The 14,637-nt window shown below is 65.3% G+C and carries 13 protein-coding genes; 10 read left to right on the top strand and 3 right to left on the bottom strand.

The genetic code is table 11. From position 1 onward, the window contains the following. Positions 1-43 precede the first annotated feature (43 nt). Complete coding sequence (locus D2V04_RS14185; RefSeq protein WP_119514381.1) at positions 44-811, bottom strand: Crp/Fnr family transcriptional regulator; 768 nt, start codon at positions 809-811, stop codon at positions 44-46. Between the two features lie 117 nt (positions 812-928). On the opposite strand from D2V04_RS14185, the gene D2V04_RS14180 reads away from it, so the two are divergent. Then, a complete protein-coding gene (locus D2V04_RS14180; protein ID WP_228766464.1) occupies positions 929-1,603 on the top strand; it encodes a response regulator transcription factor in 675 nt (224 codons plus the stop codon). Between the two features lie 61 nt (positions 1,604-1,664). On the opposite strand, the gene D2V04_RS14175 is transcribed toward D2V04_RS14180, so the two are convergent. Together D2V04_RS14175 and D2V04_RS14170 are read right to left on the bottom strand one after the other, a co-directional pair. Further along, entirely contained in the window at positions 1,665-4,340 is a 2,676-nt protein-coding gene (locus tag D2V04_RS14175; protein WP_119514380.1) for a TonB-dependent receptor domain-containing protein, read from the bottom strand. A gap of 113 nt (positions 4,341-4,453) precedes the next feature. Next, complete coding sequence (locus D2V04_RS14170; protein ID WP_228766508.1) at positions 4,454-6,007, bottom strand: hypothetical protein; 1,554 nt, start codon at positions 6,005-6,007, stop codon at positions 4,454-4,456. A 275-nt stretch (positions 6,008-6,282) separates the two neighbouring features. On the opposite strand from D2V04_RS14170, the gene D2V04_RS14165 reads away from it, so the two are divergent. The 9 genes from D2V04_RS14165 (at position 6,283) to virB11 (ending at position 14,541) form a co-directional block, all read left to right on the top strand. Then, a complete protein-coding gene (locus tag D2V04_RS14165) occupies positions 6,283-6,642 on the top strand; it encodes a hypothetical protein (RefSeq protein ID WP_147391832.1) in 360 nt (119 codons plus the stop codon). Between the two features lie 169 nt (positions 6,643-6,811). Then, the gene (locus D2V04_RS14160; protein ID WP_228766463.1) at positions 6,812-7,426 is read left to right on the top strand and encodes a lytic transglycosylase domain-containing protein; all 615 of its coding nucleotides are present in this window, start codon (positions 6,812-6,814) and stop codon (positions 7,424-7,426) included. 3 nt (positions 7,427-7,429) lie between these two features. Then, positions 7,430-7,732, top strand: a complete 303-nt coding sequence (locus tag D2V04_RS14155; protein WP_119514377.1) for a TrbC/VirB2 family protein — start codon at positions 7,430-7,432, stop codon at positions 7,730-7,732. A 1-nt stretch (position 7,733) separates the two neighbouring features. Then, the gene (locus D2V04_RS14150; protein ID WP_119514376.1) at positions 7,734-8,018 is read left to right on the top strand and encodes a type IV secretion system protein VirB3; all 285 of its coding nucleotides are present in this window, start codon (positions 7,734-7,736) and stop codon (positions 8,016-8,018) included. Between the two features lie 25 nt (positions 8,019-8,043). Beyond that, the gene (locus D2V04_RS14145) at positions 8,044-10,473 is read left to right on the top strand and encodes a VirB4 family type IV secretion/conjugal transfer ATPase (protein WP_119514375.1); all 2,430 of its coding nucleotides are present in this window, start codon (positions 8,044-8,046) and stop codon (positions 10,471-10,473) included. Continuing rightward, entirely contained in the window at positions 10,470-11,639 is a 1,170-nt protein-coding gene (locus D2V04_RS14140; RefSeq protein WP_119514374.1) for a type IV secretion system protein, read from the top strand. Before D2V04_RS14145 ends, D2V04_RS14140 begins: the two co-directional genes overlap by 4 nt. Further along, positions 11,636-12,409 (top strand): TrbG/VirB9 family P-type conjugative transfer protein, encoded by a 774-nt coding sequence (locus D2V04_RS14135; RefSeq protein ID WP_119514373.1) that lies wholly within the window; start codon positions 11,636-11,638, stop codon positions 12,407-12,409. The genes D2V04_RS14140 and D2V04_RS14135 overlap by 4 nt, the downstream gene beginning before the upstream one ends. Then, positions 12,409-13,527, top strand: coding sequence for a TrbI/VirB10 family protein (locus D2V04_RS14130; RefSeq protein WP_228766462.1), 1,119 nt, complete (start codon positions 12,409-12,411; stop codon positions 13,525-13,527). The genes D2V04_RS14135 and D2V04_RS14130 overlap by 1 nt, the downstream gene beginning before the upstream one ends. Before the next feature lie 9 nt (positions 13,528-13,536). Beyond that, the gene (gene virB11 / locus D2V04_RS14125; protein ID WP_119514372.1) at positions 13,537-14,541 is read left to right on the top strand and encodes a P-type DNA transfer ATPase VirB11; all 1,005 of its coding nucleotides are present in this window, start codon (positions 13,537-13,539) and stop codon (positions 14,539-14,541) included. The last annotated feature ends 96 nt before the right edge of the window (positions 14,542-14,637 follow it).

Here is a 14,637-nt window from a genome sequence, read left to right as displayed (position 1 = left end):
TTCGCAATAGCGCATCACATTAAAATGTGAACTCCGTCTCGGTCTAATCCTGCGGGTCCAGCAAATTGCCGATGTACAGTGCTCCTGGACCATAGAGGTAGGTCGGATCGAAGTCACCGTGTTCTTCCAGCTTGGCGCGATCGGCGAACGTCAGTGTCCCGCGCCGAAAATCGGCCACTCCGAGCCGGCGTAGCTCTCCGATCGCACGGTTCATGTGTACCGCAGTGGTCCCGCTCATATCCGCCAGATCGGTCTGGGTAAGGGGGGAGCGGAAGCCGTCCATCCTGGAAAGGCCAACCATATCGAGACGGTGCCAGATTTCCGCCAGCAGATGCGCGACGCGGCGGTTGGCCTTGAGCTGCTCGAGCTTGAGCAGCCATTGCCGATGGAGGGCAGCGTCGAGCAGCGTGGAGAACCAGAGCACGCGCGACAGATGCGGTTCGGTCGCCATGAGCTCGATGAGGCGCTCGTGCATCACCGTGCCGACTCTCGCAGGCCCGATCGTCACCAAGTCGTGATCGAGGCGTTTCAGGGCGAAGGCGTGAAGGTCGACGAAGTCGCCCGGCACTTGCATCCCGACGATGTAGCGCCGGTCGTTCTCATGAATCGCCCGCACGATGAAGCCGTCGATCAGCATGGTGCTGCGTTCGCAAACCTCGCCGCGCGTCAGGAGGCGATGTCCATCGTCGTACTCGCGCACGTCGATGATCGAACTCTCGAGAACGTCCTTCTCGCGATCCGACATCGCCTGACGCAAGCGCCCCAGCAGAAACCGGCCGGTTAGGGGATAGCGCTCAAGTTCACTTTTCATTGTTTACGACTACGCGCCGCCACTGGCGCGGTTCCGACGCTGCGTCCTCGACATTCCTCTGTCACCAACCCGTCACAAGCGCGGGGCAAGCCGACAGTGACAAGGGGACCTGCCGCTGTGGACGCGATCAACATTTTCCTGACCGACGAGCTCGCCGAGACGCTCGAAGGTTTTGAGCAGGCCGGCACACGGTTCGACTTTGCGCGCTTATATCCAGATGGGCCGCGACAGCTCGTCGAGGGGCCGATCTGGGCGTTCGTCGACTGGGTGATGGACGATCTCGCCGGGCTCGAGATGTGCCGCCGCCTGCGCGCCGACCCCCGAACGGCCGCCGCGCACGTCACGATGGTGCTCGAGAGCGACGATATGGAGGACCGCCGGCGTGCGCTGCGGGCCGGGGCCGACGATTACATGATTGGTCCCCTCGACCGGATGTCCGTGCTCGACCGCGTGCTCGCGCTCCACTCGCATCAGCGCAAGCGGCATCACGCGCAGCGTATCGATCTGGGCGATCTGACGATCGACCTGGCCGCACAACAGGCGCGCTGGAGCGGCAAGCCGATCTCGCTGCGGCCCAATGAACTCCGCCTGCTGCGTTTCTTTGCCGAGAACCCGAACCAGGTCCTCTCGCGCGCGGAGCTCATCGCGGGACTTGGCAAGGTGGACCCGCCGATCGACGAGCGCACGGTGGACGTGTGGATCGGTCGACTGCGCCGGGCGCTCAAGACCGCCGGGGCCGACAGCCTGCTGCGCACGGTTCGCTCGCTCGGCTACGTGCTCGACGCACCCTGATCGAAAAAGAAACGGGCCGCGCGAAGGCGGCCCGTCAGTAGGGTGGACTGAGAAGTCGCCGTCAGAATTCGGTCGAGAGCGACAGCGCGAAGCTCTGTCCGACCTGGTAGCTGTTGATCTCGATGCGGTTGGTGCCGTTCGACTGATATTCCAGGTGATCGCGGCCGAAGATGTTGCGCGCCTCCAGCTTCAGCTCGATCGGGCGGCGGAACAGATCGAATTCCTGCCGATAGACGAAGTCCACCCGAAGGCCCGGATCCTCGACGATATCGGGCAGGCTCGAAGTGCCGCGCGCCGTCACACGCTCGCTGGCGTAGGAGAGAAGGAAGGTGAACTGCTGCAGGCGGTCGAGATCCTCGATGCCGAGTTGCAGGTTGACCAGATGGTCCGACTGACCGGTCAGCGGTACACCGTCGCGGAAGAAGTCGGTCGCCGGCCGTTCGCCGCTCGGGAACACCCAGGTCACGTCGCCCGGCGACACTTTGATTTCCGACTGGGTGTAGGTGTAGTTCGCCACGGCAATCGCGCGCTTGGTGTCGAACCAGCCCCCCCATCCGACGAGGTCGTGATTGTACTGAAGCTCTACTTCCGCGCCATAGAGCTGCGCCTTGGGCGCGTTGGCGAAGCCGCTGACCTGCACATTGTCGGAGAAGGCGGAGAACACCTCGATCGGATTCTCGATGTCCTTGTAGAACCCCGCCACCGACGCGCGGCTGCCGTTGCCGAAGTAGTATTCGAGCCGGCCTTCCAGGTTGATCAGCTCGCTGTCGATCAGCATCGGGTTGCCGTTGTACTGACGATTTGTTTCCGGATCGTAGTAGGTCTGGAAGATCAGCTCGCGGAACTGTGGCCGCGCGATGGTCTTCGAGGCGCTGATCCGGGCCTGCAGCGCATCGGTCACTTCCCAGGTCAGTGTACCCGCGGGAAGGTAGTAATCGTTCCGCAGCAGCGTCGAGCTTCCCGAGTTGATCGGCGTGGCGAACACCTCGACCGGATCCACACTCTGCTTCGCATCCTCGTAGCGGACGCCGAGGTCGAGGGTGACACCTTCCAGCGGATTGATGCGCGATTGGATATAACCCGCCTGGATCTCGAGCCCGGCCCGGAAAGCGGGGTCGGACTGTGTCGTTTCGATCAAGCCGATGCCATAGTAATCGATCACCGCGTCGCCCAGCAGCAGGTCGGGCCGCAGCGCGCCGACGGCATCCTCGAAGCCGGTGTCGGCGTCGAACAGGAACTCGCGCCGTTCCGAGTAGCGGCTGGTGTCCGTGTAGGCGTAGCCGGCCGTCAGGCGCAGCCAGTCGGTGATCGGATAACCGACATCGATCCCGCCGTACCACAGGTCTTCCTTGAGCTGGGAGAAGGCCACCGACCCGCTACCGCGCTGGCGATCGAGCACGTTGACGAACAGGTCCCCAAGCGGGTCGTTCTGGTTGTTCGTCCGCACGTACGTGAAGCTGTACTCGTAAGGCGCCTCGCGTTGCGTCTGCGCGTAACCGCCGCGCAGATCGATGTCGAGGTTGCCGAATTCCAGCTCGGCCACGAGCTGGCTGTTGATGAGCTGGCGCTCGTACCAGGCCGTGTCCTGCTGGAACTCGGTGTCGCCGTCCTGAAAGTCCTCACCCAGCGCAAGGCGCGACTGCTTCAGGCTGTCGCGGATGTAGAGGTTGGTCCAGCGGAAGGTGTGGTCGCCGACCTCCAGGCCGAAACCCAGAAGCCCGTTTACCAGCATGCGATTGTCGGTGACGAAGTCGCGGAAATCGGTGTTCAGGTCGAGATCGGCGTTTCGCGCGGTCTGCGAAATGATCGAGCGGTTGCGCCACTTGTTGCTGATCCCGGCCGTCGCGATCACACCGAACTGCCCGTCGGCGAAGACGGGGAAGGACGTGCCGGCGGTCAGACCGGCGGACCAGTTGACCGGCAGCGAGTCGATCCTCTGAGTGAGGACCAGGTTCGGATTACCGAGCTGCTTCGCGATCCTTTGCTGATCGACCTCGAGATCGGTCATCCGGAGGCCGCTGTCGAAGAATTCCTGCAGGGCAGGGGGCGTATCGCGCGTGCCGTCGTCGAAGCCGAACCAGTCGAAATCCGAACCGTAGTGGTCGATGCCGCCCGAGAAGGTCGTCTGTTCGTCGCCGCTGATCCCGGCGCTGATCTCGAAGAAGCTTTCGTCGGGGATAGCGCGGGTGGTGAGATTGATTACACCGCCGCCGAACTCACCCGGGAAATTCGCCGAATAGGTCTTCTGCACGAGGCTGGAGGCGACCACATCGGTGGGAAAGATGTCGAGCGGCACCACACGGCTAAGCGGCTGCGGGCTGGGCAGCGGCAGTCCGTTGAGGAGAGCGAGCGAATAGCGATCACCCAGGCCGCGTACATAGACGAAGCCCTGCCCCTGAACCGAGAGGCCCGTCACGCGGCCGAGTGCGCCGGCAATGTCGCCTTCGCCCGTACGCGCGATCTGCTCGCTGGTGAGAACCGAGACGACCTGCGTCGAACTGCGGGTGACGTCCTGCCTGCGGCGGCCGGTGACGATGATCTCGCCTCCGCCGCCCGGAATGGAGATTTCCGCTTCCTGTTCGGTGGTCGCGGTGTCCTGTTCGTCCTGCGAATCAGAGGGGGCACCCTCTGCGCCAGTTTCTGGCGTACCGACCGTTCCCTGCGCGAATGCGGCGCCGGGAAACGTGAGCGCTGTGGTGAGCAGGAGCAGCCCCGCCAACTGCTTGCCGGTGGACATGGTGGAAGACCCCCTTCGTCTCGAAAAATCGGAGAAAATGCTGCGAGCCCGAGGCCCTGAAAAAGGTGGGAGGCGGCCTGCCAAACGCAGGTCGCCTCCCCCTCTATTGCTCGTTACGACGAGTAGATCGGCAGCGAGGTGCAATCGCCGACGTTGTCGCCGAAGTCGGCCGTTGCCGAGTTGCAGGTCCAGCCCGCGTACCAGGTGTCCGAAGCGTCGCGGACGGCGCCGATGTATTCGACATTGTCGAAGAAGCTCGACAGCGCGGTCGGATCGAAGGCCGCAATGGCGCTCTCGTTCGAACCGTTGATGAAAAGCCCGGTCAGCGTGCTGGTGTAACCGGCGTTGTTGTTCGAGCCGGCTTCGAAGATGCCCTGCGTCTGAGCCGCGGTCACGCTGCCTCCGTCGCGGAAAGCGGTCGCGCAGTCCATGACGAAGGAGTTAAACACTGGCGGACCTGCATCGTTGGCGCTGGTGGCCGCGATCGTTTCGGCGTCGTCGATGCGAAGGCACGGCGTGCCGTTCGTTGCATCGACAAGGATCGAATTCACAATCGCGTAGTCGGCACCGCCGCGGATACGGATCGCCTGCTCACGGGTCGCGCCATTATAGACGAAAGTGGCGTTGGAGATCCGTGTGTTCTGGCGCGGAAGGTTCCCGATCAGCGTGTTGGTCGAGTCCGCCTCGATGATCGTGTCGCCCGCGTTCGGACGGCTGGCAACGATTACATACTGGAGGCTTGCTTGAACGCCGGTATCGGTGTCGAGCGCGTCGTCTTCAGCGCCTACAACGACGAGGTTCTTGACGTTGGCATGACCGCCGAAGAACTCGACGCCATCATCGGAGCTGTTGTAGCTCATAATGTGGCTCAGCTCGGTGCCGGTGCCGGTGCCGCCGGTCGTCAGCGACTGCAACTCGTTGTTACCCGACAATACGAAACCTGAATAGCGGATTTGGACATACTGCATGATGCCTGAGCTGTCGTCGTCCGTTTCTCCGCCAAAACGTGCCGGGTCCGCGGCACCTTCAACTTGGCGTTCGCAATTGATCGTACCGGGCGCGGCGTTGGGCGCAACACAATCTGTGACCGGCGCACGTCCGGCAAGGACGACACCACCCCACTGGCCGGAGGAGTTCTCGTCGTTCAGGCCGAGCACGTTGTCGCGGCTGGTGAAGACGATCGGCATTTCAGCAGTCCCGACCGCATTGATCTGATTGCCGCGGTTGACCATCAGGAATGACGAGCCGCTGGCGTATAGCGTCACGCCTGGCTCGATGGTGAGAGTGACACTGGGCTCGTCTTCGATGGGGACGGGGCCGCCATCGGTGCCCACGTCGACACGGCCGTTGAGCCTGTAGAGCAGGCCTTGGACGTAAGGCAGGGTCGATGAGGCGGTGACGCGCGCCGGCAACGCACAGACGCGATATTCACCGGTTGGTCCGGTGATCGTACCTTCGTCGATGAGGCCAGGGGTGGCCGCGATCGTCGGGCAACCGGCGGCCGGCGACACGGTGGACGGCGGCGGGGGTGGTGGGGGCGGTGGCGGCGGGGACGTCGGCGGGTTGACGATGACATTGCCGCCCGTGCCAGGTGAGCTGATTTCGTCGGCGCCGCAGCCGGTCAGAATGACCAGGCCGCAGCCGAGCATGATGGAGCGTTGAAGCATTTTCACAGCGAGCGGTCCCCTCAAAAAACCGAAGAATCGACAGATGCGAAATCGAAATCGCGACTCGCGAGGTAGGACCGGCCCGTGACAGTTTCTTTGCAAAAAATACTATTAGTTATATGACAATGGTATGACCTATATGAGACAAACAAGACATTGGTGTCGAAAGTTCGAAAGTGTATTTGTTACATAACAGTGACATTGTTTCATTTATGTTGCAGGTCGCATTTGTGTGTGAGAAATTCGCACTGTTACGAAGCATTGGGAGAAGAGAAATGAACGTTCTAGCTGGAGCCGTAGCGCTCATGCTGGCTCAGGGAGGGGCCGCGCTGGACGTCGCCTCGGAGGAACTCATCGCGGAGCGCAACGAAGTTGCGATCGAGCGGATCGAAGCCAATGATCGGCTCGACCGTGACGATCCCGCCCGCCTCATCAACCTTGGAATCGCGCACGCGCGCGAGGGTCGGGTGCAGGAGGCGCGCCAGATGTTCCGCAAGGTTGCCGGCAGCGATGCAGCCATGCGGCTCGAACTCACAGGTGGCGAGTGGGTCGATTCACGCGATCTCGCGCGCCGAGCGCTGCGGATGCTCGACCGGGGAGAGTTTGCGAACCACAGCCGGATGACGATGCGCTAATGCGGCGCCTCTCCGGAGGCGGAGTAGTCGCGGCTTTTTCACCGTCCGCCGGGTGATCCCGGTAGCGTTGGCCGGGTATGGACCCGGTTCTCCCCGTCCGACCATGCGTCCAACTTGCTGTCACCAGCTTGTCATGTAGTGTGCGCAAGGAGGTCGGACGGAGGGTTCGATGATTCTCAAGTGGCTGCCCTGCCTAGCGCTTGCGACGGGCATGGCCTTGATGGCAGTGCCGGCGCAGGCGGACGTCATGGAAATCGGCGCTGATGGCGCGCGCTGGGTCGCGGGCGCTCAGGCGTCTGCAGCGGCCGAGACCGACGTAATCGAACTTTCTGCAAACTACGCCATACCCATGCAGGCCGTGGCCATGCCTTCGCAGCATGCGTCCATCGTGCCCGACCTCTATGCCGCCAAAGTGCAGGAGCTCGCCCGCCGGTTCGATCTCAGCCCCGCGCTGATCGAGGCGCTGGTGTGGCAGGAGAGCCGCTGGCGCGCGAACGCGGTCTCGCCTGTGGGCGCCCGGGGCCTCGCCCAACTCATGCCGGCCACGGCGCGCGAGCTCGGCGTCGACCCGGCCGATCCGTTTGCCAATCTCGAGGGTGGCGCACGCTACTTGCGCGCGCAGCTCGACCGTTTCGGCGGCGATCTGGAGAAGGCGCTCGCCGCCTATAACGCCGGGCCGGGGCGGGTTGAGCGCGCCGGCGGCGTGCCCGAGATTCGAGAGACCAAGACTTATGTCGCGGCTATCATGGGCCGCCTTTCCAACCATTCCCGCGAGGTTCAGTAACACATGCGTTCGATCGTCCGTCTTTTGGCCCTGGCCGCACTTTCCGCTCCTACAGCCGCTTACGCGCAGGCCGTCGCCGATCCGCAGGGGTCGGGCCCGATCGTCGCTGCACTCGGCTGGCTGCAAGGAACGCTGCTGGGCAATGTCGCGACGGCCGTCGCAGTCATGGCAGTTGCGGCGGTCGGGTTCCTCATGCTGACCGGGCGCATGAACTGGCGCTTCGGTGCGACGGTGATCATCGGCTGCTTCATCCTGTTCGGCGCGGCCTCGATCGTCGCGGGCATCCAGCAGGCGGCAGGGGGCTGAGGTGGATCAGCTCGTCCGCCATCCCGTGCACCGCGCGCTGACGCGGCCGCAGATGTTCGCGGGGGTGACGTACAACTTCTTCATCATCAACGCGGCGGTGACGACCGAGCTGTTCCTGATCACGGGCAGCTTCCTCGCGCTGCCCGCGGCGCTCGTCATTCACGGCATCGGCTATTTCGCGTGCCTGCGCGAGCCGCGCGTGTTCGACTTGTGGATCACCAAGGTTTCGAAGTGTCCGCGGGTGAAGAACTGGAAGCGCTGGGGCTGCAACAGCTACGCCGCGTGACGGACCTGGAAGGGGTCGAGAGATTATGAGCAAGTGGATCGGAGCCGCAGCCTGGAGCGCGAGGGAAACTCGCGCCGGCGACCGGCTGCCCTACGCCGGTCTGATCGATGCGAACACGATGCTGCTGCGCGACGGATCGGTCATGGCCGCGATCCAGGTGCCCGGCCTCCTGTTCGAGACCGAGGACAGCGATGCGCTGAACGCGCACGCCGCCACGCGCGAGGTCATGCTGCGTTCGACGCTCGATGCACGGTTCGTGATGTATCACCACGTCATCCGGCGTCGGGTGGAGATCGAGCTTGAGGCGGAGTTCGACGATACGCTGAGCCGGCATATCGATGCGCGGTGGAAGGAGCGGCTCGGTTCGGGCGCGCTGTTCGTCAACGACCAGTTCGTCACGCTGATCCGGCGGCCAGCCAGGGGGAAGGCCGGGCTCGCCGAACGCGCGGCGCGCTTGTGGAACCGCCGCGGCCGCAAGGAGATCGAGGCCGATCCCAAGGACATCCGTTCGCTCAAGGCGGCGGTGACCGGGCTCGTCGCCGCGCTCCAGTCCTACGGCGCCGCGGTTCTCGGCGACTACGAGGGGCCGCAGGGCAAGGCCAACAACGAACTGCTGGAGCTGCTCTCCGCGCTCTACAACGGCGAGATGCGCCCCGTGCGCCGCCCGCATGAGGACAGTGATGTTGGCCAGATGCTGCCCTATCGCCGTGCGAGCTTCGGGCTCGATGCGATGGAACTGCGCGGCTCTGGCGAACCCGATTTCGCCGCGCTGCTGAGCCTCAAGGACTATCCCGATGCGACCTCGCCCGGCCTGCTCGATGGGCTCCTGCGGCTGCCGTACGAGATGGTCGTTTCCGAAAGCTACGCGCCGGCCGAGCGGCAGACCGCGCGCGAGCGGATGGATCTGGCGCTGCGCCGCTTGCGCTCCGCCGATGAGGAAGCCGCTGCCGAACGCGCCGACATGCTTACCGCTCGCGACGCACTGGGCAACGGCGCGGTTGGCTTCGGGGATCATCACCTGACCGTGCTCGTTCGCGAGCGCAACCTCGGTCGGCTGGACGAGGCGACCGCCGCCTGCGCCGCCGCGCTTGCCGACACCGGCGCGATCGCGGTGCGCGAGGACACCAATCTCGAACCGGCCTTCTGGGCGCAGTTCCCCGGCAACGAGCAATATATTGTGCGCCGCGCGATGATCTCCTCGGCCAATATGGCGAGCTTCGGCAGTCTCCACGGCATGGCGCTGGGGCAGGCGCAGGGCAATCACTGGGGCGAGGCGGTGACGCTGCTGCAGACCACCAGCTCGACCCCGTTCTTCTTCAACTTCCACCATGGCGACCTGGGTAACTTCTCGGTCATCGGTCCCTCGGGTTCGGGCAAGACGGTGGTGATGAACTTCCTCGCCGCTCAGGCGCAGAAGTTCAAACCGCGCACGATCCTGTTCGACAAGGATCGCGGCGCCGAGCTGTTCGTGCGCGGGATCGGCGGGCGCTACGACCGGATCAGCGCGGGGGAACCGACCGGCTTCAACCCGCTCGCGCTGCCCGACACGGCGGTGAACCGCGCCTTCCTGCGCGACTGGCTCGGGGTGCTGCTCAATGCCGAGGGGCCGGAGGAGCTGGCGACGGTCAGTCAGGCCGTCGACGCCGCTTATGGCAACGACAGTTCGCTGCGCCGCTTGCGGCATTTCAAGGAATTGCTTTCAGGCGCCCGGCGTCCGGAGGCGGGCGATTTGGCCGACCGGCTTTCCGCCTGGATCGGGCAGGGCGAGCATGGCTGGCTGTTCGACAATGCCGAAGACCGGCTCGATCTGTCGAACCGCGTGCTTGGCTTCGACATGACCGCGCTGCTGGAAAATCCCAAGCTGCGCACGCCGGTCATGATGTACCTCTTCCACCGGATCGAGGAGCGGCTCGATGGTCAGCCGACGATGATCCTGATCGACGAGGGGTGGAAGGCGCTCGACGATGCGGTCTTCGCCGCGCGTATTCGCGACTGGCTCAAGACTCTGCGCAAGCGCAACGCGCTGGTCGGTTTCGCAACCCAGAGCGCGCGCGACGCGCTCGAGAGCCGCATCTCGACCGCACTGGTCGAACAGACGGCGACGATGGTCTTCATGCCCAACTCCCGCGCGCGGCCGGAGGACTACTGCGACGGCTTCGGCCTCACCCAGCACGAACTGGCCGTCATCCGCAGCCTGCCCGCGCACAGCCGCTGCTTCCTCGTCCGCCAGCCCGATGCCAGCGTGGTGGTGCGCCTCGACCTCTCCAATGCGCCCGAGGTGCTGACCATTCTGTCCGGCCGCGAAAGCTCGGTTCGTCGGCTCGATCTGCTCCGCGCCGCAGTCGGTGACAATCCCGCCGAATGGTATCCCGCTCTCACCGGACATGGTTGGCCGGCGGCAATCAACGACCAAGGGGAGGGCGACGTGGTGCCCTTCCGCCAGGCCGCCGAATGAGCGCCGCCTGCCAGGCGGCCGCCGCCGAGGTGGGCAACGGCGTCGCAGCGGCACTGCGGGCGGTCGACTGCACGGCCGGCGAATTCACTGCGCAGGCGTTCGGCCGCCTCTTTGCTCCCGGCGGTGCGCTCACCCCGGTGCTGACCATTGCGCTGACGCTGTTCGTCGCGTTCTTCGCAATCTCTCTTCTGCTCGGCCGCTCGAACATCGGGGTTCGTTCGGTAACCCCGCGCATGATCACGCTCGGCCTGGTGGTCACCTTCGCGACGAGCTGGGTGGCGTATCAGAGCGTCGTATGGAACCTCGCGCTCTCCGCCCCGGACTGGCTCGCAAGCGTGCTTGGCGGAACGGACGGCTCGGCAACGCAGGTTTTCGCCCAGAAGATCGACATCGTCTTCCTCGCCGTTCAGGAGGCGACCAAGGGGCAGGAGGACGTCGGCGCATTCTCGCCGACCGGCATCCTGTGGCTTGGCGCGATGCTGTTCCTGCTCGGGACCGTGGGCGTGCTGGTGACGGCGCGGATCGGGCTGGCCGTGCTCGTCGCGCTGGGGCCGATCTTCGTCGTCATGGCCTTGTTCAACGGGACGCGCGGACTCTTCACCGGCTGGCTCAAGGGCGTGGTCCTGCTCGCGCTGACGCCGCTTTTTGCGGTGCTCGGCGGGGGCGTCATGCTCGAACTCGCAGTCCCGATCCTAGCGGCCCTCTCGGCGACGCCGGGCATGGTCGATCCGCAGGCGGCGGTCGCTTTCTTCATGATCGGCGCGGTGCACGTGGCCCTGATGGCCATGGCGCTCAAAGTGGCGGGGACCATGGTGGGTGGCTGGCGTGTGTTCGGCCTCGTGCGGAACGACGAGGATCGCCAGGCCGAGAGCAGCCGGACTTCCGCGCCCCCGGCTGCACGGCCTGCTGCCGTGACCGCGCAGAGCCCGGCGGCTTCGTCCGGCGCAGCGCAGCGCCGCATTGCAGTGAGCGCGGTTACCCCGGGCATGGCCGCGAACGACATCGGCCCCGGTGCGCAGAGCTCCACGCGCCGCGACACCCGCATTGTCTCGGCCACGCAAGGCGGTTCGCAAGTGCAGCCGCTCAGTTCCTCGACTTCGCGCACGAGCGGCATCGGCAGCCGCTTTCGTGCGCCGCAGAAACGAATATCGGAGACCTTGAAATGAACCGCGTGGTCTTTCCTGCGCTCGCTCTTGCTCTCGTTGCGACCCCCGCTGCGGCGGACGATCCTCGCTTGGTCGAACGGGTTTATCAGCCCGCCCAAGTCGTGACGATCGAAGGCCGCACCAAAGTCCAGGCGACGATCCAGTTTGGCGAGGATGAGGCGATAGAGAACGTCGCGATCGGCGATTCCGAAGCCTGGCAAGTGACGCCGAACAAGCGCGCCGATCTCCTGTTCGTGAAGCCGCTGGCGCCCACCGCCGCGACCAACATGACGGTGGTAACCACCAAGCGCACATACCTGTTCGATCTCGTCGCGAGCCCGCGGGCCAAGCCGCTCTACGTTCTCAAATTCACCTATCCTGACGAGCCGAAGGAAGAGGAGCCGAAGCTGGCCCAGACGCCGAACGCGGTCGAGGTAGCGGCGGCGACCGACCCTTACGCGGTTGTCGATCCGGCGGAGCTTAACTTCGCATGGGCCGCTCAGGGCGACGCCGGCCTACTGCCGACTCGCACTTACGATGATGGCGAGGCGACTTTCCTTACCTGGCCCGCCGGACGTGCCGTTCCGGCGATCCTGGTCAAGAACCACGAAGGGACGGAAGGCCCGGTGAACTTCACCGTGCGCGGCGACACGATCGTGGTCGACGGCGTGCCGCGCGAGATCGTCCTTCGCGCCGGGGATGACAGCGCCGTCCTCACCAACACGGGGCCCGAGCGGCCCATGGCGGAGCGCGCGCAAGCCGCGCTCGCCCGGGCAGGGGAGAAACGATAATGCGCCTCGCCATGCGTCTGCCGACCCGCAAGAGCGGGGACAGTGCCAGCGACGTCGATCCGCGCGAGCAGGAATCGGCCGAGGTCATCGATCTCGCAAGCCGCAACGCCTTCCCTGCGGTAACCCAGCGCAAGGGCAAGTCGGACACGCTCGGTCTCGCCGCCGGTGTTGCGATCGTGGCCCTGCTCGGCGCTGCGACCTTTATCGGGATGGATTCGACCCGCTTGGGAGAGCCGGAGGGCATAGGCGGGGCGCAGGCTCCCCAGGCGCCGGCCGCGCCGCAACCCGTGCCGACAGCTGCCACACCCGCGCCGGCCCCGGTCGGACTTGCGCAGCCCGATCCGGCGCCGGCCCCAGTCCTTGCGGCGGATCCCGGCGCCTCGCCCGCGCCGATGGGCAATCCCTACGCCAGTCCGACCGTCGTGTTCGATGCGAGCGCCGCGGCATCACCTGCGGTTGCCGCTGCGCCGGTCGGCACCGAAGGGACCGCGGCGGCAACGGGCAGTTCGGCCTCCGACTTCGCCAGCCGCATCGGCGGCGTCGGTGGTGCGCCCGCACAGGCCAAGGCGATGGTCAATCCGCAGACCACCGTCACGCAGGGCACGCTTATCCCCGCAGTCCTCGAAACCGCGATCAATACAGATGTCCCGGGTTATGTCCGCGCCGTGGTGAGCCAGGACGTGCGCAGTTTCGACGGCACGCGCGTGCTCGTCCCGCGCAGCAGTCGCCTGGTCGGGCAATACCAATCCGGACTGCAAGGCGGCCAGAAACGCGCCTATGTGATCTGGACGCGGCTGATCCGGCCCGATGGCGCGTCGGTCAACCTCGGCTCTCCAGCGATCGGATTCGATGGGACCACAGGCCTCGCCGGCGAAGTCGACAGCCATTTCTTCCGGCGTTTCGGTTCGGCGATGCTGCTCTCTGTCATCGGCGGTCTATCGGCCATCGGCAGCGGCGGTGCGTCGGTCATACTCGGGGGGGCCGGGCAATCGGCAGCGGGCGTTGCCGCGCAGCAGGACAGCCAGATCGGCCCGACGGTCCGCGTCCGCCAGGGCGAGCCGATCCGCGTGTTCACCGCGCGCGATCTCGACTTTTCGCAAGTCCCGGCTGTCAAATAAGGCACGGCGATGGTGGCCGACATCCGCTCGCTGAAATCCGAAGCCGACGGGGAGCGGAGCGTCTATCTGGACGCTTATCTCGCGCCGTTTCGCGAATGGCTCGATCGCGACACGGTGACCGAGATCCTCGTCAACCGCCCCGGCGAGGTGTGGATCGAGGACGCGGCCGCGCCCGGCATGCAGCGGATCGAGACGCCGCATATCGACGACATGCTGATCCAGCGCCTTGCCGAACAGGTGGCGCGCGTCAGCCATCAGGGCATCAATCGCGAGCATCCTCTGCTCGGCGCGACCCTGCCGGTCAGCGAATGGGGCGGTGCGCGCATCCAGTTCTGCGGGCCGCCTGCCGCGCGGCGCCACTGGGCGATGGCGATCCGTCGTCACCGCCGGCTCGACCTGCCGCTCGACGCTTACGACGCCGGTCCGCTCGCGCAGCCGAAGCAGCCATCCATGCCCGATGCTCAGGGAGAACCGATCGCCTTCCTGCGCGAGGCGATCCGGCAGCGAAACACGATCCTGATCTCCGGCGGCACGAGCACCGGCAAGACGACCTTCCTCAACGCCATGCTCGGCGAGATCCCGCGCCATGAGCGTGTGGTGCTGGTCGAGGACACGCCCGAACTGCGCCTGCCAGGCGAGAACGGCGTCGGCCTTGTCGCGGTCAAGGGCGAACTGGGCGAAGCCAAGGTGACCGCCAACGAACTGCTCCAGGCCGCGCTGCGCCTGCGGCCCGACCGGATCGTGCTCGGCGAACTGCGCGGCGCCGAGAGCGTCAGCTTCCTGCGCGCCATCAATACCGGCCATCCGGGCAGCTTCTCGACCATCCACGCCAATTCGCTGCGCGGGGCGCTCGAGCAATTGGCGCTGATGGTGATGCAGACCGGCATCGGGCTCACCCGGCCCGACACGATCGCTTATGCCGCCTCGGTGATCGATGTGATCGTGCAACTGGGCCGGAATGCAGACGGCAAACGCGGCATCACGCAGATCGCAAAAACCTCTTCTTTGCTGTGAGTCTTCGCGAATTCGGGTGAGCGTTAGTCTCCCGAGCGCAACAACAGTGAATAAATTTCACGAGGCTGCAGGCGGCGTGCAAGACCGTTTGACGTA

The organism is Pelagerythrobacter aerophilus (genome assembly GCF_003581645.1).
In the GTDB taxonomy this organism is placed as follows: Bacteria; Pseudomonadota; Alphaproteobacteria; order Sphingomonadales; family Sphingomonadaceae; genus Pelagerythrobacter; species Pelagerythrobacter aerophilus.
Note: the sequence above shows the minus strand (reverse complement) of the source record. Positions and strands in the feature narration are given on the sequence as shown.

What these genes read in the sequence shown, in the direction of transcription:
- D2V04_RS14185 (WP_119514381.1), bottom strand. Translation starts at nt 811, where the DNA reads ATGAAAAGTGAACTTGAGCGCTATCCCCTAACCGGCCGGTTTCTGCTG.
- D2V04_RS14175 (WP_119514380.1), bottom strand. Translation starts at nt 4,340, where the DNA reads ATGTCCACCGGCAAGCAGTTGGCGGGGCTGCTCCTGCTCACCACAGCG.
- D2V04_RS14170 (WP_228766508.1), bottom strand. Translation starts at nt 6,007, where the DNA reads ATGCTTCAACGCTCCATCATGCTCGGCTGCGGCCTGGTCATTCTGACC.
- D2V04_RS14165 (WP_147391832.1), top strand. Translation starts at nt 6,283, where the DNA reads ATGAACGTTCTAGCTGGAGCCGTAGCGCTCATGCTGGCTCAGGGAGGG.
- D2V04_RS14160 (WP_228766463.1), top strand. Translation starts at nt 6,812, where the DNA reads ATGATTCTCAAGTGGCTGCCCTGCCTAGCGCTTGCGACGGGCATGGCC.
- D2V04_RS14155 (WP_119514377.1), top strand. Translation starts at nt 7,430, where the DNA reads ATGCGTTCGATCGTCCGTCTTTTGGCCCTGGCCGCACTTTCCGCTCCT.
- D2V04_RS14145 (WP_119514375.1), top strand. Translation starts at nt 8,044, where the DNA reads ATGAGCAAGTGGATCGGAGCCGCAGCCTGGAGCGCGAGGGAAACTCGC.
- D2V04_RS14140 (WP_119514374.1), top strand. Translation starts at nt 10,470, where the DNA reads ATGAGCGCCGCCTGCCAGGCGGCCGCCGCCGAGGTGGGCAACGGCGTC.
- D2V04_RS14135 (WP_119514373.1), top strand. Translation starts at nt 11,636, where the DNA reads ATGAACCGCGTGGTCTTTCCTGCGCTCGCTCTTGCTCTCGTTGCGACC.
- D2V04_RS14130 (WP_228766462.1), top strand. Translation starts at nt 12,409, where the DNA reads ATGCGCCTCGCCATGCGTCTGCCGACCCGCAAGAGCGGGGACAGTGCC.
- virB11 (WP_119514372.1), top strand. Translation starts at nt 13,537, where the DNA reads ATGGTGGCCGACATCCGCTCGCTGAAATCCGAAGCCGACGGGGAGCGG.